Source organism: Bartonella kosoyi (assembly GCF_003606325.2).
In the GTDB taxonomy this organism is placed as follows: Bacteria; Pseudomonadota; Alphaproteobacteria; order Rhizobiales; family Rhizobiaceae; genus Bartonella; species Bartonella kosoyi.
Window position 1 is genome coordinate 1,459,724 of sequence record NZ_CP031843.2, and the last position, 23,418, is coordinate 1,483,141.

General features: G+C 40.5%; 24 protein-coding genes and 3 tRNA genes. 25 read left to right on the top strand and 2 right to left on the bottom strand.

Going from position 1 to position 23,418, the window contains the following annotated elements; all coding sequences use genetic code 11:
• Nucleotides 1–12: 12 nt before the first annotated feature.
• From D1093_RS06355 to D1093_RS06440, 18 genes are all read left to right on the top strand, one after another.
• The gene (locus D1093_RS06355) at nt 13–909 is read left to right on the top strand and encodes a hypothetical protein (RefSeq protein WP_120101433.1); all 897 of its coding nucleotides are present in this window, start codon (nt 13–15) and stop codon (nt 907–909) included.
• A gap of 97 nt (nt 910–1,006) precedes the next feature.
• Entirely contained in the window at nt 1,007–2,149 is a 1,143-nt protein-coding gene (locus tag D1093_RS06360; RefSeq protein WP_120101435.1) for a N4-gp56 family major capsid protein, read from the top strand.
• Nucleotides 2,150–2,168: 19 nt separating this feature from the next.
• A complete protein-coding gene (locus D1093_RS06365) occupies nt 2,169–2,618 on the top strand; it encodes a hypothetical protein (RefSeq protein ID WP_120101437.1) in 450 nt (149 codons plus the stop codon).
• Nucleotides 2,619–2,692: 74 nt separating this feature from the next.
• Nucleotides 2,693–3,391 carry a phage adaptor protein gene (locus D1093_RS06370; RefSeq protein WP_012231020.1) on the top strand — a complete coding sequence of 233 codons (699 nt, stop codon included), beginning with the start codon at nt 2,693–2,695 and terminating at the stop codon, nt 3,389–3,391.
• Nucleotides 3,391–4,848: a hypothetical protein gene (locus tag D1093_RS06375; RefSeq protein WP_120101439.1), complete on the top strand. Its 1,458-nt coding sequence runs from the start codon at nt 3,391–3,393 to the stop codon at nt 4,846–4,848. Before D1093_RS06370 ends, D1093_RS06375 begins: the two co-directional genes overlap by 1 nt.
• Nucleotides 4,849–4,889: 41 nt before the next feature.
• Entirely contained in the window at nt 4,890–5,273 is a 384-nt protein-coding gene (locus D1093_RS06380) for a hypothetical protein (RefSeq protein WP_012231024.1), read from the top strand.
• A 1-nt stretch (nt 5,274) separates the two neighbouring features.
• Entirely contained in the window at nt 5,275–6,330 is a 1,056-nt protein-coding gene (locus D1093_RS06385; RefSeq protein ID WP_120101440.1) for a tail fiber domain-containing protein, read from the top strand.
• A complete protein-coding gene (locus tag D1093_RS06390) occupies nt 6,330–8,279 on the top strand; it encodes a hypothetical protein (RefSeq protein WP_120101442.1) in 1,950 nt (649 codons plus the stop codon). Before D1093_RS06385 ends, D1093_RS06390 begins: the two co-directional genes overlap by 1 nt.
• Nucleotides 8,272–10,482: a hypothetical protein gene (locus D1093_RS06395; RefSeq protein ID WP_120101444.1), complete on the top strand. Its 2,211-nt coding sequence runs from the start codon at nt 8,272–8,274 to the stop codon at nt 10,480–10,482. Before D1093_RS06390 ends, D1093_RS06395 begins: the two co-directional genes overlap by 8 nt.
• On the top strand, nt 10,482–11,474 hold the full coding sequence (locus D1093_RS06400) for a transglycosylase SLT domain-containing protein (RefSeq protein WP_120101446.1): 993 nt from the start codon (nt 10,482–10,484) through the stop codon (nt 11,472–11,474). Before D1093_RS06395 ends, D1093_RS06400 begins: the two co-directional genes overlap by 1 nt.
• On the top strand, nt 11,467–12,447 hold the full coding sequence (locus tag D1093_RS06405; protein WP_120101448.1) for a tail fiber protein: 981 nt from the start codon (nt 11,467–11,469) through the stop codon (nt 12,445–12,447). The genes D1093_RS06400 and D1093_RS06405 overlap by 8 nt, the downstream gene beginning before the upstream one ends.
• Nucleotides 12,448–12,456: 9 nt before the next feature.
• A complete protein-coding gene (locus D1093_RS06410; RefSeq protein WP_120101454.1) occupies nt 12,457–12,708 on the top strand; it encodes a hypothetical protein in 252 nt (83 codons plus the stop codon).
• A gap of 17 nt (nt 12,709–12,725) precedes the next feature.
• Nucleotides 12,726–14,882 (top strand): hypothetical protein, encoded by a 2,157-nt coding sequence (locus D1093_RS06415; protein ID WP_120101456.1) that lies wholly within the window; start codon nt 12,726–12,728, stop codon nt 14,880–14,882.
• A 14-nt stretch (nt 14,883–14,896) separates the two neighbouring features.
• Nucleotides 14,897–15,562, top strand: a complete 666-nt coding sequence (locus tag D1093_RS06420) for a lysozyme (RefSeq protein WP_120101458.1) — start codon at nt 14,897–14,899, stop codon at nt 15,560–15,562.
• Nucleotides 15,559–15,786: a hypothetical protein gene (locus tag D1093_RS06425; protein WP_120101460.1), complete on the top strand. Its 228-nt coding sequence runs from the start codon at nt 15,559–15,561 to the stop codon at nt 15,784–15,786. Before D1093_RS06420 ends, D1093_RS06425 begins: the two co-directional genes overlap by 4 nt.
• Nucleotides 15,719–15,937, top strand: coding sequence for a hypothetical protein (locus D1093_RS10250; protein ID WP_120101462.1), 219 nt, complete (start codon nt 15,719–15,721; stop codon nt 15,935–15,937). Before D1093_RS06425 ends, D1093_RS10250 begins: the two co-directional genes overlap by 68 nt.
• Entirely contained in the window at nt 15,918–16,136 is a 219-nt protein-coding gene (locus D1093_RS06435) for a hypothetical protein (protein ID WP_007346742.1), read from the top strand. Before D1093_RS10250 ends, D1093_RS06435 begins: the two co-directional genes overlap by 20 nt.
• Before the next feature lie 131 nt (nt 16,137–16,267).
• Complete coding sequence (locus D1093_RS06440) at nt 16,268–16,636, top strand: helix-turn-helix domain-containing protein (protein ID WP_120101465.1); 369 nt, start codon at nt 16,268–16,270, stop codon at nt 16,634–16,636.
• A 101-nt stretch (nt 16,637–16,737) separates the two neighbouring features.
• Here D1093_RS06440 and D1093_RS06445 read toward each other — a convergent pair.
• Together D1093_RS06445 and D1093_RS06450 are read right to left on the bottom strand one after the other, a co-directional pair.
• Nucleotides 16,738–16,827, bottom strand: a tRNA-Ser gene (locus D1093_RS06445).
• Between the two features lie 943 nt (nt 16,828–17,770).
• Nucleotides 17,771–17,846, bottom strand: a tRNA-Val gene (locus D1093_RS06450).
• Nucleotides 17,847–18,019: 173 nt separating this feature from the next.
• Here D1093_RS06450 and D1093_RS06455 point away from each other — a divergent pair.
• The 7 genes from D1093_RS06455 (at nt 18,020) to nuoF (ending at nt 23,388) form a co-directional block, all read left to right on the top strand.
• Nucleotides 18,020–18,096 (top strand) — tRNA-Asp (locus tag D1093_RS06455).
• 292 nt (nt 18,097–18,388) lie between these two features.
• Complete coding sequence (locus D1093_RS06460; RefSeq protein ID WP_005773599.1) at nt 18,389–18,754, top strand: NADH-quinone oxidoreductase subunit A; 366 nt, start codon at nt 18,389–18,391, stop codon at nt 18,752–18,754.
• Nucleotides 18,745–19,326, top strand: coding sequence for a NuoB/complex I 20 kDa subunit family protein (locus tag D1093_RS06465; protein ID WP_120101467.1), 582 nt, complete (start codon nt 18,745–18,747; stop codon nt 19,324–19,326). Before D1093_RS06460 ends, D1093_RS06465 begins: the two co-directional genes overlap by 10 nt.
• Nucleotides 19,327–19,343: 17 nt before the next feature.
• Nucleotides 19,344–19,952: an NADH-quinone oxidoreductase subunit C gene (locus D1093_RS06470; protein WP_174767418.1), complete on the top strand. Its 609-nt coding sequence runs from the start codon at nt 19,344–19,346 to the stop codon at nt 19,950–19,952.
• Between the two features lie 119 nt (nt 19,953–20,071).
• Entirely contained in the window at nt 20,072–21,262 is a 1,191-nt protein-coding gene (locus tag D1093_RS06475; protein ID WP_005775114.1) for an NADH-quinone oxidoreductase subunit D, read from the top strand.
• Nucleotides 21,262–21,936: an NADH-quinone oxidoreductase subunit NuoE gene (gene nuoE / locus D1093_RS06480; RefSeq protein WP_005775115.1), complete on the top strand. Its 675-nt coding sequence runs from the start codon at nt 21,262–21,264 to the stop codon at nt 21,934–21,936. Before D1093_RS06475 ends, nuoE begins: the two co-directional genes overlap by 1 nt.
• 144 nt (nt 21,937–22,080) lie before the next feature.
• Nucleotides 22,081–23,388 carry an NADH-quinone oxidoreductase subunit NuoF gene (gene nuoF / locus D1093_RS06485; protein WP_005775116.1) on the top strand — a complete coding sequence of 436 codons (1,308 nt, stop codon included), beginning with the start codon at nt 22,081–22,083 and terminating at the stop codon, nt 23,386–23,388.
• Nucleotides 23,389–23,418: the final 30 nt, after the last annotated feature.

The following is a 23,418-nucleotide window of genomic DNA, read 5'->3' on the forward strand; positions in this document are numbered from 1 at the left end:
GCAAAAGAGAATATGGAAGAAGAGTTTACACCTGAAGAACAAGCAATTTATGACGAACATTTTGCCAGTGATCATGCTGTTGAGTTAGTCGAGCCTGAGCAAGTTGAAGAGGAGTTTGAAGCAGAAGAAAGTTCTGAACAGCCCCCTGTCGAACCGGTTGGCGAAGAGCCCCATTCTGGTGTGATAGAGCAAGAACGACAAGCACGCCAAAAGGCAGAGCAAAATGCTATGGAAGCGCGTGAACTTGCCATTGAGTTTGCGCAGAAATATGCACAAATGCAAGAAGAGGCGGTAAGACGCCGCGATGAAAATATTCCTACCCTAGAAGATGATCCAAAAGCACATGTTGCATGGCTTAGTCATAAGGTACAGGAACAACAGAAATTGCTTGATGAGTTTTCTCGTATAAGAGAGAGCCAAGAACGTTTGAATCAAGAGGAATATGAACGCCAGCAGTTAGGGGATTATTTTGAAGAATCCAAAGCGCAGGTACAAGATAAATATCCAGATTTAGACAGTATCACCGATTATCTCTACGAAAGAGCAGATAGTGTCCTACAAGCGCAGGCAGATCTTTATCCACAATGGAAAGACCCTGTAGCACGGCAACAGCAAATTGGTGCTGAATTACGTCAAATATGCCAGCAGTGTCAGAAAGCCAGTATAAACCCAATAGAGGTGCTGGTGCAAAAAGCAAAGGCTTTTGGCTATAGTGGAGCACCAATAAAGGATGACGTGGAAACCCTTCAAGAGCGTTCTCAAGCAGCGCGGACACTTACAGCGCGTGGTGGACAAGTTCCAACAGGTGGTATGGACGTGAAAACACTCTTTTCCATGCCAGAAGCCGAATTTGCTGTATGGGTGGAGAAAAATCCCGAAAAATTTGAGCAAATTATGAGCAGAGCGTGAGATGTGCGTGGTGGCGCAACAGAGATAACCAAGTGATTGTTATCGTTTGGTTATGCCGCAAGGCGAGTTTTAAAAACCAAGAAAGGCATTGTTTGAAATGGCAGTAACACAGGTAAATCTTAATGACCCATTAGCCGTTGGCGTTTGGGCTAAGATGCTAAACACAGAAACTTCAAAGGCGTTGCCCATTGCACCGCTGATGGGAAAAGGCAAAAACAGCATTATCCAAGTATTAGATATGTTAGGAAAATCCGCTGGTGACTCTGTGACGAGCGGATTACGAGTTCAACTGATGGGGGACGGCGTTAGCGAGGGACAAACGCTGGAGGGGAATGAAGAAGCACTCCAATTTATGAATGAAACGGTGCGTATTAACGAGCTTTCTCATGCTGTACGCGTAAAATATGAAGGCACCATTGATCAACAACGTGTCTTATTTAATTTACGAACAGAAGCAAAGGATGGACTTGTTGATTGGTATGCAGACCGCTTAAGTTTGATGTTCTTTATTCAGGCAGCAGGTTATACAGCACCATGGATTCACTTTGAAGGACGTACCATAACCCTTAAACCCGTACATTATGGTTTTAATGCTCCATTAGAGCCAAGCAAATTGCGTATTATTCGCCCGAATAAGAAAAAAACTGATGAAGAACTTACAAAAGACGATGTTTTTACATTAGATCTTATAGATCAGGCTGTCGAACGCGCTAAACTTGCTAATCCACGTTTGCGCCCTGTTCGTGTTGATGGAAAATCTGCTTATGTGATGTATCTCCACCCAACACAAGTGACCCAATTACGGACCAATACCAAGAGCGGGCAGTGGTTAGACATTACCAAAGCAGCTTATGATGGTTCACGGTCTCAGAACCCAATTTTTGATGGCTCTTTGGGGATGTATAACGGTGTCATCTTACGTGAAGCTGAACATGTTCCCAATGGTATCAATTCAAAGACACAAGAACCTGTAACATCTGTTCGCCGTGCCGTGTTGCTTGGTGCGCAAAGCGTTATCATGGCTTATGGGCGCGTTGGTAATGGAGCAACAGGAGGCGATGGGAAAGGGGGAACACGCTATAAACTTGTTGAAGAACTGTTTGATTATCAACGTGAATTTGGGGTTGCAGCAAAAACCATTATCGGCATGAAAAAGTCACGCTATGCCTTGCCAAATTCTGATCAAGGGGGACAAGATTTTGGCACGATTGTTATCCCTTCTTTTTCTGAAGCAAGCTAATTATTAAAGGATGACAATTATGGCAGAAAAATCGCTAATTACACAGGAGCCTGTTGAACCTGTTGAAACCGTTGAGACTGTTGGCATGATAGATGAGGGATTGCCACCTCCTTTGCAAGGACGCAACAATTGTACACAGCAGGTTAGTTTTTTTCGGGCACGTGTTAAATGTACAGACCAAGGGTTGATCACGAAAATTGGTGTTTTACCCCGAGGGGCTTTTATCAAAAGCATTAAAGTTTATGCTATGGAGGATTTTGAAGATGTAACAGCTACATTTGGAAAAGAGCCTCATGGTGATGATTATGGAACAAAAGCACTTACTCAAAATACCGATGGCAATGTGTATGTGCCCATGGAAGTACGAGATGTTCCATTAGAAGCTGAAAATACGATTTATATGACACGAGACAAGAAAAGCACCAAAGGTGATGCTGAGGTGATTGTTGAGTTTTACACCAATCGTTAAAGGCATAAGGGGGCGTTTGTTTTTTGCGTCCCCTCTTCTCTCAAGATATTCTAAGGCATTTGGAAGAGAGTCATATGACAATAATAGTACAGACGGGTGGTCCGATTGGAGACAAACAGACCATTGTTCCTCATGATAAAAATTTCATTCAGATGGTGAATGATATTCAGGATGAAATTGATGATCAAACAGATGAATATATTGACCAAGTTCAAAAGGCGATATTTTCGGCTATTCGGTTTTGTGAACGATTGCCTTTTTATTTCAATGAAAGCCGTGAAGTTGTTTTGACCACTATGAATGGCAAAAGCCGTTATGGAGCTGAGGAAAATCCAGTTATTCCAGCTGCTGTTCGTATTGTTGATGCGTACATTTATGAGGATAATCACAGCAAATCAAAGCTTTTGCATACCGACCCGCTTGTTATTGAGAGCCTTGTGAATGATTGTAACCATAGCATGCCTACGCGATACAGTTATTTTGAACAAAAGCTTATTTTGTATCCAATCCCAGACCGAATTTATTCTATCAGGCTTATTTTTGATCCGATAAGAATAAAAGACATTGAGAGTGCGCAAGAAGCTTCAATATGGTTTTTGGAAGCCTATGAACTGATCAAAACCCGCGCAAAATATGAAATTTACACAAATATTATTAAAGAACCACAGATGGCAGCAGCAGCCTTTGCTATGTTTCAAGAGCAACTTGATGCGCTACAAATTGAGACTTCACGGCGCAAGAATTTGTTGAGAGTTCAACATACGGATTTCTGATGACCTTTATTCCTATTGCTGAGTTTAGACCAGATGTTGCATTTATTAATAGTGGTTATTCTTGCGAGATCGTGAATGTTTTGCCAGCACCCAATTCCTATATTCCAGTTCCCAAAGTTGCACCGGTTTCAGAACCTTTTCCGGATGTTATTTTGGGAGTCTATGCAGTAAGATCATTGAGTGGTGTGCGGATTATTGTAGGGACGTCAACAAAACTTTATGAATATGATAACAGCACGCGCGGCTGGAAAGATATTAGCAAGCTTGGGGAACAATATCACGCCAATGAAACGGCACCTTGGTCTTTTGCCGTCTTTGGTGATTATATCATTGCCGTTAATAACAATGATACACCGCAAATATTCGCCTTAAAGACAGCAGAGAGATTTGAGGATTTAGGAGGGAATCCCCCGCGTGCTGGACTTGTTCGTATTTGGGGAGATTTTGTCTGTTTGATGAAATTAACAGATAAGCCAAATCGCGTTCATTGGTCAGGTCTCAATGATGCAACACACTGGAAGGTTGGTGAGAAAAGTTGCGATTATCAGGATTTTCCAGATGGAGAATATATACAAGGAGCAACGCAAGCAACTAACCCGCTTATTTTTATGCGTTCTGCTATTTATCATGCAACCTTTGTTCCGGGATCTAAAATAATATTTAGTTTTGTCAAAATAAAAGACAAAATAGGGGCAAAAAGTAGCACGGCAATTACAAGTCGTGGAGACTATACTTTTTTTGTTTCTGATGATGGTTTTTATCAAATCAACAATACCGGTGAGATGTTGCCTATTGGCTTTGGCAAAGTCGATAAAACAATCTTTACGCTGTACAATAACTTTGCCATTGATGAGATGAGAGCCTGTATTGATCCGGTCTATTCACGCGTTTATTTTTCTATAAATGACGATATGATGGGGATGAGTATCTATGTTTATGATTGGCTTTTGCAAATATGGAGCGTCATCAAAGGTCAGAGACTTCTCTTATTTCCTCTCTTTGCGGCAGGTTATACATTAGAAGGTTTAGACGAAGTACAAGAATGCTTGAGAGATTTACGTGCTTCTCTTGATAGTAAAATGTGGCAAAATGGCGCGCCAATGTTGGGAGCGTTTACAGAAGACAATAGATTTGGTTTTTTTGCTGGTTCTCCTATGGAAGCTGTCATTGCTTCACAAACTGTAGGAGATACAGGCAGACAGATTAATCTTATGAGTGAGGCTTTTGTTCAAGCAGATACGACAAATGGTCTTTTAAGCGTTGGAGCTGCTTTTATCATTGATAATAGAAGTCAATTAAATTGGGCGAAAGAGCGTTATGCGGGCTATAGCAGTGGGATGTACAATATTCGCTCTAGGGCACGCTATCACGCTTTGCGACTTAGGATACCAGAAAGCACACCATGGACTCATATAACAGGCTTTGATGTGACGCTAAAACCCGCAGGCATAAGATGAATTTTAAAATTTATAACACCGAAAAATGGAGTGTTGAACAAATGGCGCCCTATTTGGATAAGGTTATAAAATCAATATCTTATTTTCATAAAAAATTCCCTGATGATTATACTCCAGAGATTATTTTAAATGATATTTTGAAGGGAGATAAGCTTCTCTGGATTATTGTGGATGAGCAGGAAAACTTTATGGCACATGTCACAACAGAGTTACAAAAACTTGTCACTGGAGTGTTGCGAGCGGTTATTATTACGCTTGGGGGAAAAGGAGGAGCGCCCTTAACGAAGCTTATTCCCCAAATTGAAGCCTATTACAAAGAAAAAGGGGCGAAAGAACTTATCATTATCGGTCGGCGTGGGTGGGAAAAATCCCTTAAATCGCATGGCTATTTCGTTAATCTTTTAGAATATAGAAAGCAGCTTTAACATGGGAAAAAGTTCAAAACCAATTCAGACGACGCAAAATACCACGCAAACAAATGCACCACCTGAATGGGCAAAAGGCATCTTTGAACGTGCTGCTAAAGATGCCATGAATTTTTATAATCAAGGCAGTGGAAAAGCCGTCTATGATGGACAGCGTGTAGCAGGTTTAAGTGATCAAACAAAGAATGCGATTAATGGGCTTAGCAATAATACGCATAACTATGATAATAACACTTTAAATGGATTAGCCACAGGGCAAAATTCAACCAGCCAAAATTTAAAGAACATGGCTTCAGGGCAGCAAATAGGCAACAACCCTTACTTTAATGAAGCACTTCAAAACACGTTAAATAAAGCTTCAGACACAATTAACAGTTCATTGGCGGGCGCGGGGCGTTATGGTTCTGGTGCACATACGGGTGTTTTAGCAGATGAGTTGGGCGGCATAGCAACCCAAGCTCTCTCACAGCAATATAACCAAGACGTCAACAATATGATGCAAGCCAATGGAATGATTGATCAAGCCAATCAAAATCAATTGGCGGGCGCTAATAACTTTTTTCAAGGTCAAAGTCAGGCTAATATCAATGCATTGGCGGGAGGCGGTTTGCTTGATGCCAATCATCAACAACAATTAGATGCAGAACGACAGAAATGGGAACAGCAGAATAATCTTGATTGGGACCAGTTAAGTAAGTTGCTTGCAGCTGGTACGGCTTCTGCTGGAAATTACGGGATGCAAACGGGACAAACGACAACATTGACTCCGCAGCCAAAACCAAACCCATGGGAGATCGTTGGAAATGTTGGAACTATCCTTGGTACTTTTGCTGGGCTTAGTGACATCAGAGCAAAAGAAAACATCACAGAAGCTGGGCAGAGAAATGGCTATACACTTTACGAATACAACTACAAGGGTTATCCAGAGCGCTATCGCGGGGTGATGGCACAAGATGTTTTGAAATCAAAACCTGAAGCTGTTTTTTACAATAATGCGACAGGTTTTTTGCATGTGGATTATAGCAAGCTTGGATTTGAAATGGAAAGGGTGCAGTGATGGAACAAGAAAACACGAATTCTCTTTTAAAGTTGCTTGATCCAAAAGTTTTGCGTCCTTTAATACATCAGGGTCTTTTTCAGTTACCTAAATATTTTTTTCAAAAACATTCCACGCCTTCAAACACACCGTTTGAAGGACGATACAAGCCCAGTTTTTTGGAACGCGCTGCTTTTTGCACAAATCCTTTTGATGCGAGCGACGAGTCTAATAAGCCAGAAAAAGTCGATTTTAGTGGGCTTATTCGTGGCTCTCAAACAGGAAGAGAAGTTGGGAAAAAAACGCCAGCAGAATTGATTATGTCTACGGATGATTTAAAAAACCAAATGCCTCCCTTGCCGGATTATTCAAATTATTTTGTCAAAGAGAAAGAGGGTGTAGAGCAAGACAAGCATGGCATTTCAGAGCAAGAAGTCGTTGAAACATTGCCTTTTCAATCTTCGTTTGTTGCTAACACAGATAAAGCTGATGAGAATGGAGTACAGAAACAGCAGAAAGATGCCATGGATTATATTGCGCAAAGCAATAGGCAGTTTATGACAGAAAATCCGCAAGGAAGCAGCCCTATCAATGAAGAAACACTTTCTCATACGCCTATTTCAGAAGAAGAACATTTAAAAACAAATGATATGCCAGAACAAGCAACGGATTATGTAAACGCCGTTGGGAACTTTATCCATAAAGACGAAAATCCAAGCAACTTATGGGAGCGTTTTAGAAAATCAGAATTTTCCGAGCATCTCATGGATTTTTTTGCGGGGCTTGCGTTAGGAAAGACACCACAGGAAAGTTTTTCAAATGCATCTATTCTTATGCGGCAGGGCAACAAGGAACGCGCACAACATAAACAAACTTTGCAATTTTTACAGTCTAAAGGATATAGCGATGAAGATGCGCAAGCTATCACGCAATATCCAGATCTTGCCATGAAAATCATTGGCAGCACATTAAGCCCTCAGACAAGCGATAGTCAGAAAACTTTAGAGTTTTTGCGTTCAAAAGGGTATAGTAATGAAGACGCACAAGCAGTTGCGCAATATCCAGATCTTGCTCAGAAGGTCATAGGCAACACGTTAAGCCCCCAAGAAGGCTATAGAACACTCACAGCGGAAGAAAAGGCAGAGCAGGGATTGCCTGAGGATATGGCTTTCCAAGTCTCAACAAGCACCGGAAAAATTATCCCAGTCCAAGGGGGACAACGTTCTACTGCTTCTGGATTAGGGGGAAATACTGATAGCATGCTGTCAAAGCCCGAAGCAGGTTATATGTTTGTTAAGGATGAAAATGCCCCTAACGGCATACGTGCGATGCCAATTGCAGGCAGTGGTGCAGAACATAAATTAATCCAAGAGCAACGCGAACAGGAAATTAAAAATCAAAAAATACAAATGCAAATTCTGGATACAACGGAGAGGTCCAATCGTATACTCTCGGCATCTAAAGAATTGCTAAAAATTGTTGAGGAACACCCGCATGTTACTGGTTTTACGGGTTATTGGGGGTCGTTCGTACCTGGTTTTAAGGCAAAAGATTTTGGGCATATGCTTGATTCATTAAAGGCGAATATTGGGATTGATGCCTTGAGAAAAGCGAAAGCATTTTCACCAAATGGTGCATCTGGCTTTGGGAACTTGTCTAATATGGAATTGCAAACCTTACAAAACTCTGTAGCGGCACTGTATCAAAACCTTTCCGCAGAGCAAATGAAGAAATCTTTAAAAACCGTTATTGACACTTTCAATAAATCCAATGCGGCAACACGAGCAATTCTTTTTGGTGGCGCAGAGGCAACAAGCGAACTCGTCCGAGCAGCCTATGGAGAAGATGCTTATAAGGAAAATAACACGCAGTCCGATGTTTCACTAGAAAAACAGATAGAAGCATTGCCGGAAGGCATACTGTTTATTGATAGTGATGGACGCATTAAGGAGAAACAAACCAATGGCTGAATTAATTCCTCCTCTCATTCATAGAAAAAATACGAGAGTCATTGGGCATGTAAGTGACTATACACCAGAACAGCTTCAAGAGCTTTTTTCAAAAAATAAGGAAAAGTTGAGTGGTTCTTTTACAGAAAATAAAGGTACCACAAAAGAAACAGAAGAAGATGGTCCACATCCAAGTGCTGCGGGTGCTTTTGGATGGGGAGCTCTTCATGGGTTAACTATGGGCTATGATGATGAACTAGCTGGAATATTAGAAGCAGGGTTTTGGGATTATTGGAAGGGAGATGAAAAGGCGGTTAAAAAATATAATGAAGTGACAAAGCGATGGCGTGACTATCAAAGGGCGGCGAACCGAGATCATTTTTATGCATCTCTTCTGGGAAATGTAACGGGTGCTGCGGCACCCGTAATTGCTTCTGCCCTCTTTCCACCCGCAGCAGCAGCTACAGCTGCTAGTCGTGCGGCAATTGGAGCTGATGTGCTTTTGGGAAGCAGAGCAGGTGCCACAGGAGCACAAATAACCAGTAAAGCTCTAGCAGCAGGAGAAAGGGCGGTGCAATCTGCTTTGGCAGAAGGTGCAGAACGCACAGCAGCAAAAGCGGCAGGTGAAGCAGCAATAAAAGCCGCAGCAAGTAAAGAGGCGGCAAAGTTTAGCTTGGGGCGTGCAGCAAAAACTGGAGCTATTTATGGCGGAATAGCAGGCAGTGGTGAGGGAGAAGGGTTTGCAGATACTCTCATGTCTGCTGGGTTTGGTGCAGGGCTAGGTGGTGCAACGCCATTTGTTGCCAGTGGTGTGTCAAAAGTGACACCTTTTGTAACAAAATCACTCAAAGCAGCATTGAGAGGACCGGTAAGTCCAGCTGAAATGGCGGCAAAAGCCGCGCAAATGGCAGAAAAAGAAGCATTTCAGATAAGCGATAGAGCGCTTAGGGATGTAAGCCAAACTTTAGGGGATGAAGGTGTCGATAAGCTTGAGAGAGCATTAAAACAGCGTGGTCCTGATTCAATGATTATTGATCTTCATAATGAGCTTGCAGACAGAGCTTTTAGAGCGGCAAAAAAAGATTCTGATACATATTCGCTCATAAGTAATCGTTTGAATGAAAGGCAAGATGCGAGTGCACTACGGGTAAAGGATGCATTGACAGATGTGATGGGTCCAAAGGTCGATACGCTTAATTTAAAGCAAGAGATTATCAAACAAGCACAGAAAAAAGCTGAACCATTTTATGAAAGGGCGAAAGCTTCTCCTATTTCCAATGCTGTCAGTAAAGATTTATCGCAATTGCAAAAAACTCCTGCCTTTCAAAAAGCCTATAAAAAAGCAATTGCGCAAATGCCCAATGAAGCGGATGCAACAGTTGTAGGAAGCAATGGATATCCAAAGCTGAATATGCGGATTTTACATAAGATGAAAGAGGTTTTGGATGATCAAATTAATTCTGCGCGTCTCAAAGGAAAACGAGGGTATGCGCGAGATTTGACTCTGTTCAAACAACGCATTCTGGACATTTTGGATACGTCATCTCCAGATTATGCTAAAGCACGGAAAATTTATTATGACGAGCGTACTATTGGCGATGCCCTAGAGCAAGGAGAGCAAGCGCTGAAGAAGAGCGTTAATCTCGATACAATTAAAAGTCAACTTTCGGATTTTGGGGTGATGGAAAAAGATGCCTTTCAAAAAGGTGTACGCTCACAACTAGAACATGCGGCAGGCAATGCAAGAAATTTTGACCATAATCTTTTGAGTTTGTTTGATACGCAAAATGGTCAAGAAAAATTACAGCATATTTTTGGTGAGGATAAAGCCAAACAGCTTATGAAAGTGTTGCGACCAGAGGTGGAGAGATCAAGGCTTTTTGCACGCTTGCCAAACCATATGGGTGAAGTAGAAGAAAAGACAATAGAAGGGGTGAGTATAGGAAAGATTGGTCTCATCAAGGCAGCTATGAAAACTTTTGCAAGGGAATGGAGACGCAAACTCTTAGGCATTCATAAAGAGACTGAAAGGGATATTGTGGCTCTCATAACAGCGCGTGAAAAAGGGGAGTTTGGGTTAGCAAGAGAAAAAGCCGTTGAATTAATTAAAAAGTTTCATGAAGCAGAAAAGAAACGCTTAATAACCAAAGAAGATCACACAAAACTCATCAATTTTGTTGGCATTCTTTTGAATAGCAGTGTTGATAGAACGGTTATAAACTAATGATCAATTTTCATCCCAATGTGAAACGTGCTATCTCACAGGCAGCACAAAAATATGGTTTGCCAGAAAGCTTTCTTGAACGGGTTGCTATGATAGAAAGTAAGGGCAATCCAAATGCAAGAAATAGCAAAAGTAATGCAGGAGGGCTGTATCAATTTCTCGATTCAACAGCAAAACAGTATCAACTGAATAATAAGTTTGATCCCTTTCAAGCAACTGATGCTATGGCGCGATTAACGAAGGACAACACGCGTTATTTAGCCACAGCATTAGGCAGAGAGCCATCACCAGCAGAACTTTATTTGGCGCACCAACAAGGACCAGCAGGGGCTGTAAAACTTATCAAAAATCCCAATATGCCAGCAAGCCAGCTTTTAGGGCATCAAGCAGTTGTCCTTAACGGAGGAAATGTGGAGGCAACCGCAGGGGATTTTATGAATCATATTTATGGACTTTACAATAAAACGGGAGGTGCTTCGAAGGGTATGACACAATCCCCCCAAGGCAACTTCCAAACCACGCCTAATGAAACGTTTGCCTTGCGCGGTGTTGAGAGATTTCAAAAGGCGATTCAAGGTGATCAAGCAAGAGAGCCGTTGATAGCATATGACACGCCATTACCAAACAGAATGCATGCTCATGAAAGTGGAGATACTCTCATAGGACGGTCTATGGGAAATATGCCATTGCAGAAAAATACATCATTGCAGGGGCAAAAGATTGATGCTGGTGCGCTTAAAAAGGGGGTGATGAATCTGGTTGATTTGATAAGACGGAATAAAGATGCACAAAATCAACAAATAGAGATGGCACATCAACAAATGATGCAACAACCAATGATGGCGGGGTTTTCACAATCAAGTGCACGCCCGATAGATTTAACGCCTCTTATTGATCCTTCAAGGAGAAATTCTGTTCGCTCATATGGGCAGCAAAAAGAGCAACAATTACGAGAAGAATTATTAAGAAGAACGGGGGCTTATCATGTCTAATATTTATGATTGGTCGTTAACAGCTGATAAAAATGCGCATTCAGATAGCATGATTAATTGGGCAGAGGGACAACCACCTAGTTCTGTCAATGATAGTGCGCGGGTCATGATGCAGCGTATACGTGAATATCTTGCCGATAATGGTGGTTCTCTTGATACAAAATTTATGGTGAATGGGGAAGATAAAACAACATCCATAACGTTAACAACGGTTTCACCTCTAGAAAAATATAAAAATGATATCATTCTACGCTTTAAAGCGGGTGGTACAAATGTGGGACCTGCGACAATCAATGTGAATAATATAGGAGCAAAGTCACTCTATAAAGCAACCAATACGGGGATAGTGCCATTGATAGGCGGTGAGTTACAAACGGGGGGAATTTATGAAATAGTCTATAATGATGGTGTATCAACAAAAGATCGTGATGGTTGGTATCTTTTAAATCCTACCCCCATTCCACCACCAAAGGTCGAAACCTTTCCTTGCGGGTTTATTGCAACTTTTGCTATGCAAGAAGTCCCAAATGGTTGGCTCTTGTGTGATGGTGCAAGCTATAAACGAAAAGATTATCCGCAATTATTCGAGGCAATAGGGGATAAATGGGGAAAAGATAGCGATACAACCTTTAAAGTTCCAGACTTTAGAGGAATGTTTTTACGGGGCTTTGATGATGGACGCGGTTTAGATAGGAATAGACAATTTGCCGATATACAGCAAGATTGCCTTAAATCGCATACGCATGTTGCCACCATTGAAGAAGCAGGGCAGCATACACACGAGTTTCAGTATAATGGAGTGGGATGGAGTGCCAACGATATTGGTAGAAGAAATCCCTCTTATCACTATGCCGTTCTTGGAGGAACAACACAACCTGCTGGAGTGCACACGCATAAGGTAACGATTTCTTCAACGGGCGAGGCAGAAACACGCCCTGTTAATATACCGGTTGTTTATGCCATAAAATCATAAGGTTTTCAGATGATCAATAATCCGTCTGCTATTGATGATATTGCGGACGCGGAGCAAATTCGCGTCCTTTTTTATGCAAGCAATAGAATGGTCCACGCACCTTTAAATAAGGTGCTTGATCTTGTCAAAAGCGACATACAGCATGATCTTTTAAGCGCTTTGGCAGAATATAAAGAAGCGACAGATAAACGCATAGAGACCATGCAAAAACTTATTGATGAATTGCAATCCTCTCTCTCACACAACAAGACAACGAACTGATTAAGGAATGAAACGCGATGCCATTACCCTATCACACACATATATTTATGCTTGAACCAGCAACAAAAGAAGAAGTCAAAGAAGGTGTTTTAGATAGTAAGGCTCTTGCACCGGTTTCAGTGGGAAGTGCTGCGGCTTATGAGGTAGAATATTTTGCGAGTGCAGCTCAAGGAAAGAAAGCTGATGAGGCGCTTGCAAAGAGAGATAGTGGAGCTCTTGCTTACAAAGATAAGGTCACAATTCACGATATTGAAGCAAGTGGTGAAGCTTGTGAGAATACGATTTTATCAGGTGCTGGCTGGGTAAAAGTATCGCCTTTAGGACTTGGCGATATGAAGGCTGTTACATATGACCCCGATAATGTGGGTGCAAATGCATTTTCTATGGAAAATATGCACGAGGGTCCTACCAAAAAGATCTTAACCACAGAGGAAAGATCAAAGCTACGATGGTTGAGTTCTACTCAACCAACGATGGAAAAATGGCGGAAGGGAGATGAAGGTGTTTATTATCCCATATCTCCGGTAGATCTCAAAAACACCATTAGTTATTTTGTAGGGTCAAAGTCTTTCGGTATGTCAAAATCAGTCTATGATCCAGATAAAATAGAAAAAGATGCATTTGATATGGAGAATATGAAGGAGGGGAAAAAGCATCTTATCTTAACTCCTCCAGAACGTGCACAGATTGCAAAAATTGATAAAGTTGAAGACGATGTAGAACAAGGGATTCATGTTGCAAGTGAAGCAAAAAATGTTGCGGATGTTGCATTAAATACAGCGAAAGATGCAAAAAATTATGCAGTAGATGCAAAAAAAACGGCTGAGACAGCAAAAAAAACGGGAGACAGTGCAAAAGCTGAGGCAAATATTGCACAAACAGAAGCCGATAAAGCGCAAGAGATAGCGCGCAGTGTACAGAAAAAAGTTGATCTCATTCAACCTCTTGCAGAACAAGATTGGATTGATGGCACAAAAACAATAAACGCGCTTATTTCACCAGCCAATCTGATGGCTTCAATCAAAGCCAATAGTAGCAATAGCAATGGCGGTGGCAACAATGGTGGTGGGGTTAGCAAACCTGTTGAAATTCTCATGACAGAAAGTGGGGATATTCGATTGCCGGATGGTATTACTGATGAGACCGATATCGAAGTATGGGCTTGGGGTGGTGGTGGTGGAGGCGTTAAGGATGGTGGAGGAGGAGGCGGTCAATGCGTGCATGTTAAAATAAAAGGTTCTGATTTAGATAAATTAAAAACAGCTTACATTGGTCGTGGTGGTAAAGGCAATGACAGTAACATTTTGTGCAATGGTGGTAGGACAATGATTAAAGGGCTTGTTACAGCAGAAGGAGGATATTCCGTCTCTATGGCTCTGGTTAACTTTGGAGGGAAAGGTGGGGATGGAGGAGGAAACAGAGGGGGCATCAGTGGTGAGAGCTTTATTTTTTCTGGTGGGAATGGTGGAGGAAGTGGAATAGACGGAAAAAGAGCAGGTACCGGTGGAAGTTCTTTTCTTGGTGGAGGAGGGGGAGGTGGTGGTAAATGTATGGGGTCTATCATGGGGCAAGGTGGTGAGAGTTATAAAGGTGGTAAAGGGGGGCGCGGAGGGAATGGAGCTGGTGGTGGTGGAGGCGTTAAGGATGGTGGAGGAGGAGGCGGTCAATGCGTGCATGTTAAAATAAAAGGTTCTGATTTAGATAAATTAAAAACAGCTTACATTGGTCGTGGTGGTAAAGGCAATGACAGTAACATTTTGTGCAATGGTGGTAGGACAATGATTAAAGGGCTTGTTACAGCAGAAGGAGGATATTCCGTCTCTATGGCTCTGGTTAACTTTGGAGGGAAAGGTGGGGATGGAGGAGGAAACAGAGGGGGCATCAGTGGTGAGAGCTTTATTTTTTCTGGTGGGAATGGTGGAGGAAGTGGAATAGACGGAAAAAGAGCAGGTACCGGTGGAAGTTCTTTTCTTGGTGGAGGAGGGGGAGGTGGTGGTAAATGTATGGGGTCTATCATGGGGCAAGGTGGTGAGAGTTATAAAGGTGGTAAAGGGGGGCGCGGAGGGAATGGAGCTGGTGGTGGTGGCGGCGGATATTTCGATGGGAAACACGGTGGTGACAAAATTGGCGGCGATGGCGGTGATGGAGCAGTACTCATAAAGGTGTATTTATAGGATGGAATAAAGTAATGGCACGGAAAATAAATAAAGATTGTCTACATTGTTTAAAACAGTGGGAAGGTTTGCGATTACGGGCTTATCAAGATATCTCTGGTGTTTGGACTATTGGCTATGGACATACGGGGAAAGCTGGTAAACCAACCGTTGTTGAGGGCATGATGATTACAGAAAAAAAAGCTGAAAACATGCTTTTAGCAGATTTGCGGCAATATGAACAAGCTGTAGAAAAAGCAGTTGGTGTGATTTTAAGTGACGAGCAGTTTGGTGCTCTTGTTTCCTTTTGTTATAATGTAGGTATTCCAGCTTTCCAAAATTCTACGTTACTTAAAAGACTGAACAAAGGCGATTATGAAGCAATACCTGCCGAATTACAAAAATGGACCAAAGCGGGTGGGAAACGTTTACAAGGTCTCGTACACCGGCGTGCAGCAGAAGCAGGCTTATGGGCGAAAGGTGCTTTTGTTTCCTCGAACTATCAAACGGTAGAAACAAAGGATTCAACAGGTATTTTTAAAGCAGAAGCATTAGCACCTATTATTGGTTCTTTCTCAGGTCTTGGTGGTTTTTTAGCTGGCAATGGTCCTATTCAATGGGCTTTCGCTGCTATTATGGTTTTAGCAGCAGGGGTTGGTATTTTCTTTGTTGCTAAGCGCTTTAAGGAACACTGTTTATGATCTTATGGATGAAAAAAAATTTGATGTTAACAGGTGCGGCTTTAGCCGCTTTTTTTATAGTTTTAGCCAAAGCTTTCACTCTTGGAAAAAAGGCGGAACAGCAAAAGCAAACAGAAAATATTTTACAGACAGCAACAGCACGACTTGAGGTGGAAAATGAAGTTAATCAGAAAAGTGATGCTGATGTGCGTGCTGCTCTCTCTGACTGGTTGCGTGACCCATAAATATGCTTCTTCTTGTGTTGGTTGGTTGCCTATTTATTTAGACAAGAGAGATGTGAAGGTTATCAGTTCAAACTTAGCAAGAGAGATTTTAAAACATAATAAACAGGGTGAACGCTTATGTGGGTGGAAACATGGTAAGAAAAAAAGCTGAAAAACACACAGAGCTTACAGAAGCGGAAAAAGAAATGCTTCAAGAAATCATCATTACCTATCAAAGTGTGAAAGTGATGTCTCGTTTCATGAAGTGGATAGCCTTTTTTCTTTTTTTGCTTATCCTCGATTTTGCCCGCTTCATAGATGCGATAGATAATGTCATTGCACACTTAAAGCAGTGGTTTTCAAAAAATTAGCTCCCCAAAAATCTTTCATAAAAGTTCTCAAAAAATACCTAGAAAAGAAGTTCTGATTCCTAATAATTGAGAAAATCTCAAAAATATTTGCTAGAATCATAAGAAGATTTTTTTCTAGCAGGACTTTTTATATGCTTACATCATTTGGCAAAATTTTACGAAAAATTCGCATTGATCGTTTCGAACGACTCTTAGATATGGCTGATAAACTAGGCATATCTGTAGCATTTTTATCTTCTGTTGAGATTGGCAAGAAATCCATTCCAGTAGGAATGGAAGACAAGATCATAGAGCTTTATGACTTAGATCGAGATATGGCTTCTCTCTTAAGAAAAGAGGCTGATATTTGTCGTAAGAATTTTACAATCAAACCTTCTGATTCATTTGGGCGTGAAGCTATGAGTATGTTTGTTAAAACTTTAGAGAATTTTTCACAACAGGATTCGGCAGAATTTAAAAAATTGTTGGAGAAAGTTGGGAAAAAAGGAAGTGCTCTGTAGAGGTACATTGGAAAATTCTATTCCCGAACCTTTATTTATTTATCCCGAACCTTAAAAAAAGATATATAGAATCAAGAAGTTAGAGCACGATAAAAGCGCTGTGGCGGAGGGGGTGGGATTCGAACCCACGGTACAGTCTCCTGCACGCCGGTTTTCAAGACCGGTGCCTTAAACCGCTCGGCCACCCCTCCAAATTAGATACGCTTTTTGACAAACTTCTTACAAAAGGTCAATCATTTTAATAGGCATTCTAAAGTGTTTTTTATAAAATTATTTAAATTTCAAGCAAAATAATCCCTCATAAGCCAATTCTTCGAGTGTGTTACCTTAATATTTTTACTTGTAAACATAATAATTCTTTTTGAAAAAATAAAAGGCAAATATGACAGTTATCATTTCATTTTCCTGTCTAAAAGTTTGTCAGAAAACAATATTTTTATTGTTAAAATTTCTGACAATCATTTTCGTAGTGATAAGATATGTTTAGTTGGGGATGTTTTATAAATTACAGTAATTTTTTTTCGGACGTATATTTTTGAATTATTTTACCTTTCCAGATATTTACTCTATTTAGATCGTCCATATTGTGCGAAAAGAAGATATCATTGTTCTGACAGTTTATGAGAGATAAATTAGATATATCGTATAATTAAAGATTTACTTCAAGAAAACAGCTGATTTATTCTCATAGAGAAAAAACTGAAAAATTCAGTAAATAATCACGGCAAAGTTTTTATTGATTAACAGTGAGTTTTATTAATTCTTACACTATTTGAATAAAATTTTACGCAAGATTTGCAAGGGATTGATTTGAATAGAAGAACAAGCTTTTTGAGCGATACACTTAGATCAATAGAGAGAAATCCTTTTATGAAAGAATCAAGCTTTCGTAATAACATCTTTTAATTTTTTGAATGATATTAAAGAGATGGAAAGCAATTCCGAAAATGCTAGAGCATTTGTTAAACTGTGTATTTTAAAGAATACAACTTAACAGTGCTAATCAGGCATAAACCAAAAGCATAAAGCTTAACAAAAAAATTTCAAAAATCTACACCCTTACATTTATTCAGGGATTCCTCACTTCTCAAAAAATACGCAAAATCAGCAATTTAAATAAAAAGTAAAAGAGTATGGTGGGCGATGAGAGACTCGAACTCCCGACATCCTCGGTGTAAACGAGGCGCTCTACCAGCTGAGCTAATCGCCCAATGCAATGATCAGCAACTGAATAGGTCCTCTTTAAGGAAAAAATTTTCTAAACGCAAGAATAAAGATGTTATTTGATAATTTTTTTAAAAAATGCATAATCCTTCTTGACATAAACGAACGAACCCCTTACACGACCGCTTGTACCGAGAATAAATTGGTGCGAAAGAATGCGCGGGTGTAGCTCAGTTGGTTAGAGTGCTGGCCTGTCACGCCGGAGGTCGCGGGTTCGAGCCCCGTCACTCGCGCCATTTTATATTTCTTTATGGATTTCTTTTTACGATGTTCGTGTGCTGTGAATTAGGTGGAGTGTCTAATTTAGGGGGTATATATTTTTTCTTCCTTTTTACATGGTTTGTAAGAATAGGGCTTGCGTCTTTTGTTGCTCTGCGTTACCTATGCCGATAAGAAAAGTATCGCTCTGTATACCTTTCAAGCAGTATGAGTAGAATTAATAGAGCGATTATTAAATTTGTCTGTTTGATCTCGCAATATCGGGTCATTATGTTAAATTCAGGCGTTTTATTAAGATGGAAGAGGGTTATGGCTTATTTATTGAGCTCTTATTTGCCAGTCTTGATTTTTATTATTGTCTCAGCGGTTATTGCTGGGGTTTTATTGATTACACCTTACATTGTAGCGTATCGTTCTCCCGATCCTGAAAAGTTATCGGCGTATGAATGTGGGTTTAATTCATTTAGTGATGCACGTATGAAGTTTGATATTCGTTTCTATTTGGTTTCAATTTTGTTTATTATTTTTGATCTTGAAGTTGCTTTTCTTTTTCCTTGGGCTGTTTCATTCGAATCGATAGGTATGTTTGGCTTTTGGTCGATGATTGTGTTTTTAGCGATTTTGACTATTGGATTTATATATGAATGGAAAAAAGGAGCTCTTGAATGGAATTAAGATCTAATAATTCAACGATTACCGCTCCAAAACCAAAAGGAATCATTGACCCCAATACGGGTAAATTGATAGGATCAGATGATAAGTTTTTTCGTGATATTAATGCTGAATTATCAGATAAAGGTTTTTTAATTACCTCAGCAGATGCCTTGATTACTTGGGCACGTACTGGTTCTTTAATGTGGATGAGTTTTGGTTTGGCTTGTTGTGCTATTGAAATGATGCAATGCTCAATGCCTCATTATGATAATGAGCGTTTTGGATATGCACCACGAGCTTCACCCCGTCAATCTGATGTGATGGTGGTCGCAGGGACTCTAACAAATAAGATGGCACCTGCTTTAAGAAAAGTATACGATCAGATGCCAGAGCCACGTTATGTGATTTCTATGGGGTCATGTGCAAACGGTGGGGGATATTATCATTATTCCTATTCAGTGGTGCGTGGATGTGATCGTATCGTGCCTGTAGATATATATGTTCCAGGGTGTCCGCCTACAGCAGAGGCATTATTATACGGAATATTGTTGTTACAGAAAAAAATCCGTCGTACCGGATCCATAGAGCGTTAGAGAGTTTTCGTGTTATGATGGATGAAGCATTAGTTGAACTTGCGGTTTATTTGAAAAACAAGTTAGGCAATAAACTTGAAGAGTCCGTTCTTGCTTTTGGTGAATTAACCATTGTGGCACGTCTTGATGCAATTACCGATGTCTTAATGTTTGTTCGTGATGATTCTCGCTGTCAATTTATTAATCTTACAGATATTAGTGGTGTGGATTATCCTTCTCGCGATAAGCGCTTTGATGTCTCTTACCAATTATTATCTCCTCGTGAGAATTTACGCTTACGTGTCAAAGTTCGCACAGATGAAAATACGCCTGTTACTTCAGCTTGCGCGGTTTATCCTGGTGCAGAGTGGTATGAACGAGAAGCCTATGATATGTATGGGATTTTATTTTCAGATCATCCAGATTTGAGACGGATTTTAACAGATTATGGGTTTGAAGGCTATCCTTTACGCAAAGATTTTCCTGTAACAGGATTTGTTGAATGCCGTTATGATAACGAAGCAAAAAGGGTCATTTATGAGCCTGTTGTTTTGCGCCAAGAAATGCGTAATTTTGATTTTCTTTCTCCTTGGGAAGGAGCAGAATATATTTTACCCTGTGATGGAAAAGAAGATGGAAAAAAATAAGATTGGTTTTGATAAGGCATTATATTAGAGTCGTGTATTTCTTAAGTAGTTAAATGTTTTTAGTATGATAGATTTTTTTAAGATTTGATATGAAGTTTTAAAAAAATAAGGGGTTGATTGTGGCTGAGGTCAATGTTCGAAACTTTAATATCAATTTTGGTCCGCAGCATCCTGCAGCGCATGGCGTTTTGCGCATGGTTTTGGAGTTGGACGGTGAAGTTGTTGAGCGTGTAGATCCACATATTGGGTTATTGCATCGCGGTACTGAAAAATTAATGGAAACAAAGACTTATCTTCAAGCGGGGCCTTATTTAGATCGTTTAGATTATGTTGCTCCTATGAATCAGGAACATGCTTTTGTTCTTGCAATTGAAAAGTTGTTGGGTATTAAAGTTCCTAAAAGAGGGCAATTGATACGTGTTTTGTTTTCTGAAATTGGGCGTATTCTTAATCATTTGCTTAATGTAACGACACAAGCGATGGATGTTGGTGCTTTGACCCCACCGCTTTGGGGGTTTGAGCAACGTGAAAGATTGATGATTTTTTATGAGCGTGCTTGTGGTGCTCGTCTTCATGCAAATTATTTTCGTCCCGGTGGTGTGCATCAAGACTTACCCGAATCTTTAGTTGAGGATATTGGTAATTTTATTGATCCGTTTCTTGTTTCTCTTGGAAAACTTGATGCGCTTGTGACACCAAATCGAATTTTTAAACAGCGTAATGTGGATATTGGTGTTGTCAGTATTGACGAAGCTTGGGCGCGTGGTTTTTCTGGGGTTATGATCCGTGGAGCTGGTGTGCCATGGGATTTGCGTAAAAGTCAACCTTATGAATGTTATGATGAAATGGAATTTGATATTCCTATAGGTAAAAATAGTGATTGTTATGATCGTTATCTTATTCGTATGGAAGAAATGCGCCAATCAGCAAAAATTATGCGTCAATGCGTAGAACGATTATTGGGGACTGAAAAGAATGAACCCGTTTCGAGTTTGGATCGCAAAATTGTACCACCAAAGCGAAGTGAAATGAAAAGCTCGATGGAAGCGCTAATTCATCATTTTAAACTCTATACGGAAGGTTTTCATACGCCTCCTGGAGAAGTCTATGTTGCAGTAGAAGCGCCAAAGGGTGAGTTTGGTGTTTATCTTGTTTCTGATGGAACCAATAAGCCTTATCGTGTTAAGTTGCGTGCTCCTGGGTTTGCTCATCTTCAAGCTATGGATTTTTTAACCAGAGGCCATATGTTGGCGGATGCTACAGCTATTTTGGGTTCAATTGATATTGTTTTTGGGGAGGTTGATCGCTAATGTCCGTACGCCGTCTTGCAGATGATGTCTATCAGCCCACAGAATTTTCTTTTACAAAGGAAAATCAGATATGGGTGAAAAGTACTATAGAAAAGTATCCTGTAGGGCGCGAACAATCGGCTGTTATTCCGTTATTAATGCGTGCACAAGAGCAAGATGGTTGGGTGACACGTGCTGCAATTGAGCATATTGCTCAAATTCTTTCTATGGCGTATATTCGTGTTTTAGAAGTTGCTACTTTTTATACTCAGTTTCAGCTTAAGCCTGTAGGAACAAAAGCGCATATTCAGGTGTGTGGTACGACTCCTTGTATGTTACGTGGTTCTGATGAATTGATTAAAGTTTGTCAGAAAAAAATTCATCATGAACCTTTTACGACTAATCAGGATGGAACATTATCATGGGAGGAGGTGGAGTGTCTTGGCGCTTGTGTGAATGCTCCTATGGTTATGATTTTTAAAGATACTTATGAAGATCTTACAGCAGAGCGTCTTGAAGAGATTATTGATGCATTTGAAGCAGGAAAAGGTTCTGAAATAACGGTGGGGCCACAAAACAGTCGTAAATCATCGGAACCGATTAGTGGTTTAACCTCTCTTCTTGAGGATGAAGAAAAAAGGAAATCTCTCAAATCTTCAAAGAAAAAGGATCATAAAGGAATGGGATCTGAGTGAGATATTTTTTTGAAAAGATATTTCATTATTTTATCCATATTATAACGACGTTTAATTGAAAGTAGAGAGTTTTAAGAAGTTTTTTAAAAATTGCATTTGAGGAAAAGCTAAAAATGCTACGGGTAATAGAAAAAAAGGTGGGGTATGCTTGCTGATAAAGATCGGATCTTCACCAATATTTATGGTTTAAAAGATAAATCATTAAAGGCTGCGATGTTGCGTGGGCATTGGAATGGCCTAAAAGAGATTATTGATAAAGGTCGTGATTGGATTATTGAAGAGGTGAAGGCGTCAGGTTTACGCGGTCGTGGTGGTGCTGGTTTTCCTACCGGAATGAAATGGTCCTTTATGCCAAAGCAGAATGATGGTCGTCCTCATTATTTGGTTGTTAATGCTGATGAATCAGAGCCTGGAACATGTAAAGACCGCGATATTTTACGCCATGATCCCCATACTTTGATTGAAGGATGTGCTATTGCTACGTTTGCAATGGGAGCAAATGTTGCTTTTATTTATATTCGTGGTGAATATATTCGTGAGCGTGAAGCGCTTCAAGCGGCTGTGGATGAATGTTATGAAGCAGGCTTGCTTGGAAAAAAAACAAAATATGGTCATGCTTGTGATATTATTATTCATCATGGGGCTGGTGCTTATATTTGTGGTGAAGAAACAGCACTTCTCGAAAGTCTTGAAGGGAAAAAAGGTCAACCTCGTCTCAAACCACCATTTCCGGCAAATATGGGGATTTATGGCTGTCCAACAACCGTCAACAATGTTGAATCGATAGCGGTTGTTCCAACGATTTTACGTCGAGGGGCTTCGTGGTTTTCATCAATTGGGCGTGCAAATAATGTCGGAACGAAGTTGTTTATGGTTTCTGGGCATGTGAATGCTCCTTGTACCTTTGAAGAAGCTCTCGGTATTTCTTTCCGTGAATTAATTGAAAAACATACGGGGGGTATTCGTGGCGGATGGAATAATCTTTTAGCCGTTATTCCAGGTGGTGCTTCTTGTCCGGTTGTTCGCGGTGAAGATATGGTTGATGCAATCATGGATTTTGATGGGATGCGCGATGTCGGATCTTCTTTTGGCACAGGGGGTGTGATTGTGATGGATAAATCAACCGATATTATCAAGGCGATTTGGCGGATATCAGCTTTTTTTAAGCATGAAAGTTGTGGTCAATGTACACCATGTCGTGAAGGTACGGGATGGATGATGCGCCTTTTAGGACGTATGGTTGAGGGAAGAGCGCAAAAGCGTGAAATTGATCTGCTATTTGAGGTTTCTAAACAGATTGAAGGGCACACGATCTGTGCACTTGGCGATGCTGCAGCATGGCCTGTACAAGGGTTGATCCGCAACTTTCGTCCGGAAATCGAGCGTAGGATTGATGAATATACACGAAATGTTGTTCAAAGAAAGAATATTGCTTTGGAAGCAGTGGGATAGAAGATTTTTTTAAGAGCAACCGAATGCAAA

Excerpts from the sequence above, each read along its gene's own strand:
- D1093_RS06380 (WP_012231024.1), top strand. The coding sequence starts at position 4,890 with ATGGCGCCCTATTTGGATAAGGTTATAAAATCAATATCTTATTTTCAT.
- D1093_RS06460 (WP_005773599.1), top strand. The coding sequence starts at position 18,389 with ATGGCTTATTTATTGAGCTCTTATTTGCCAGTCTTGATTTTTATTATT.
- D1093_RS06370 (WP_012231020.1), top strand. The coding sequence starts at position 2,693 with ATGACAATAATAGTACAGACGGGTGGTCCGATTGGAGACAAACAGACC.
- D1093_RS06390 (WP_120101442.1), top strand. The coding sequence starts at position 6,330 with ATGGAACAAGAAAACACGAATTCTCTTTTAAAGTTGCTTGATCCAAAA.
- D1093_RS06470 (WP_174767418.1), top strand. The coding sequence starts at position 19,344 with ATGGATGAAGCATTAGTTGAACTTGCGGTTTATTTGAAAAACAAGTTA.
- D1093_RS06440 (WP_120101465.1), top strand. The coding sequence starts at position 16,268 with ATGCTTACATCATTTGGCAAAATTTTACGAAAAATTCGCATTGATCGT.
- D1093_RS06375 (WP_120101439.1), top strand. The coding sequence starts at position 3,391 with ATGACCTTTATTCCTATTGCTGAGTTTAGACCAGATGTTGCATTTATT.
- D1093_RS06400 (WP_120101446.1), top strand. The coding sequence starts at position 10,482 with ATGATCAATTTTCATCCCAATGTGAAACGTGCTATCTCACAGGCAGCA.
- nuoE (WP_005775115.1), top strand. The coding sequence starts at position 21,262 with ATGTCCGTACGCCGTCTTGCAGATGATGTCTATCAGCCCACAGAATTT.
- D1093_RS06365 (WP_120101437.1), top strand. The coding sequence starts at position 2,169 with ATGGCAGAAAAATCGCTAATTACACAGGAGCCTGTTGAACCTGTTGAA.
- D1093_RS06360 (WP_120101435.1), top strand. The coding sequence starts at position 1,007 with ATGGCAGTAACACAGGTAAATCTTAATGACCCATTAGCCGTTGGCGTT.
- D1093_RS10250 (WP_120101462.1), top strand. The coding sequence starts at position 15,719 with ATGAAGTTAATCAGAAAAGTGATGCTGATGTGCGTGCTGCTCTCTCTG.
- D1093_RS06405 (WP_120101448.1), top strand. The coding sequence starts at position 11,467 with ATGTCTAATATTTATGATTGGTCGTTAACAGCTGATAAAAATGCGCAT.
- D1093_RS06355 (WP_120101433.1), top strand. The coding sequence starts at position 13 with ATGGAAGAAGAGTTTACACCTGAAGAACAAGCAATTTATGACGAACAT.
- D1093_RS06410 (WP_120101454.1), top strand. The coding sequence starts at position 12,457 with ATGATCAATAATCCGTCTGCTATTGATGATATTGCGGACGCGGAGCAA.
- nuoF (WP_005775116.1), top strand. The coding sequence starts at position 22,081 with ATGCTTGCTGATAAAGATCGGATCTTCACCAATATTTATGGTTTAAAA.
- D1093_RS06395 (WP_120101444.1), top strand. The coding sequence starts at position 8,272 with ATGGCTGAATTAATTCCTCCTCTCATTCATAGAAAAAATACGAGAGTC.
- D1093_RS06435 (WP_007346742.1), top strand. The coding sequence starts at position 15,918 with ATGGTAAGAAAAAAAGCTGAAAAACACACAGAGCTTACAGAAGCGGAA.
- D1093_RS06415 (WP_120101456.1), top strand. The coding sequence starts at position 12,726 with ATGCCATTACCCTATCACACACATATATTTATGCTTGAACCAGCAACA.
- D1093_RS06420 (WP_120101458.1), top strand. The coding sequence starts at position 14,897 with ATGGCACGGAAAATAAATAAAGATTGTCTACATTGTTTAAAACAGTGG.
- D1093_RS06385 (WP_120101440.1), top strand. The coding sequence starts at position 5,275 with ATGGGAAAAAGTTCAAAACCAATTCAGACGACGCAAAATACCACGCAA.
- D1093_RS06425 (WP_120101460.1), top strand. The coding sequence starts at position 15,559 with ATGATCTTATGGATGAAAAAAAATTTGATGTTAACAGGTGCGGCTTTA.
- D1093_RS06465 (WP_120101467.1), top strand. The coding sequence starts at position 18,745 with ATGGAATTAAGATCTAATAATTCAACGATTACCGCTCCAAAACCAAAA.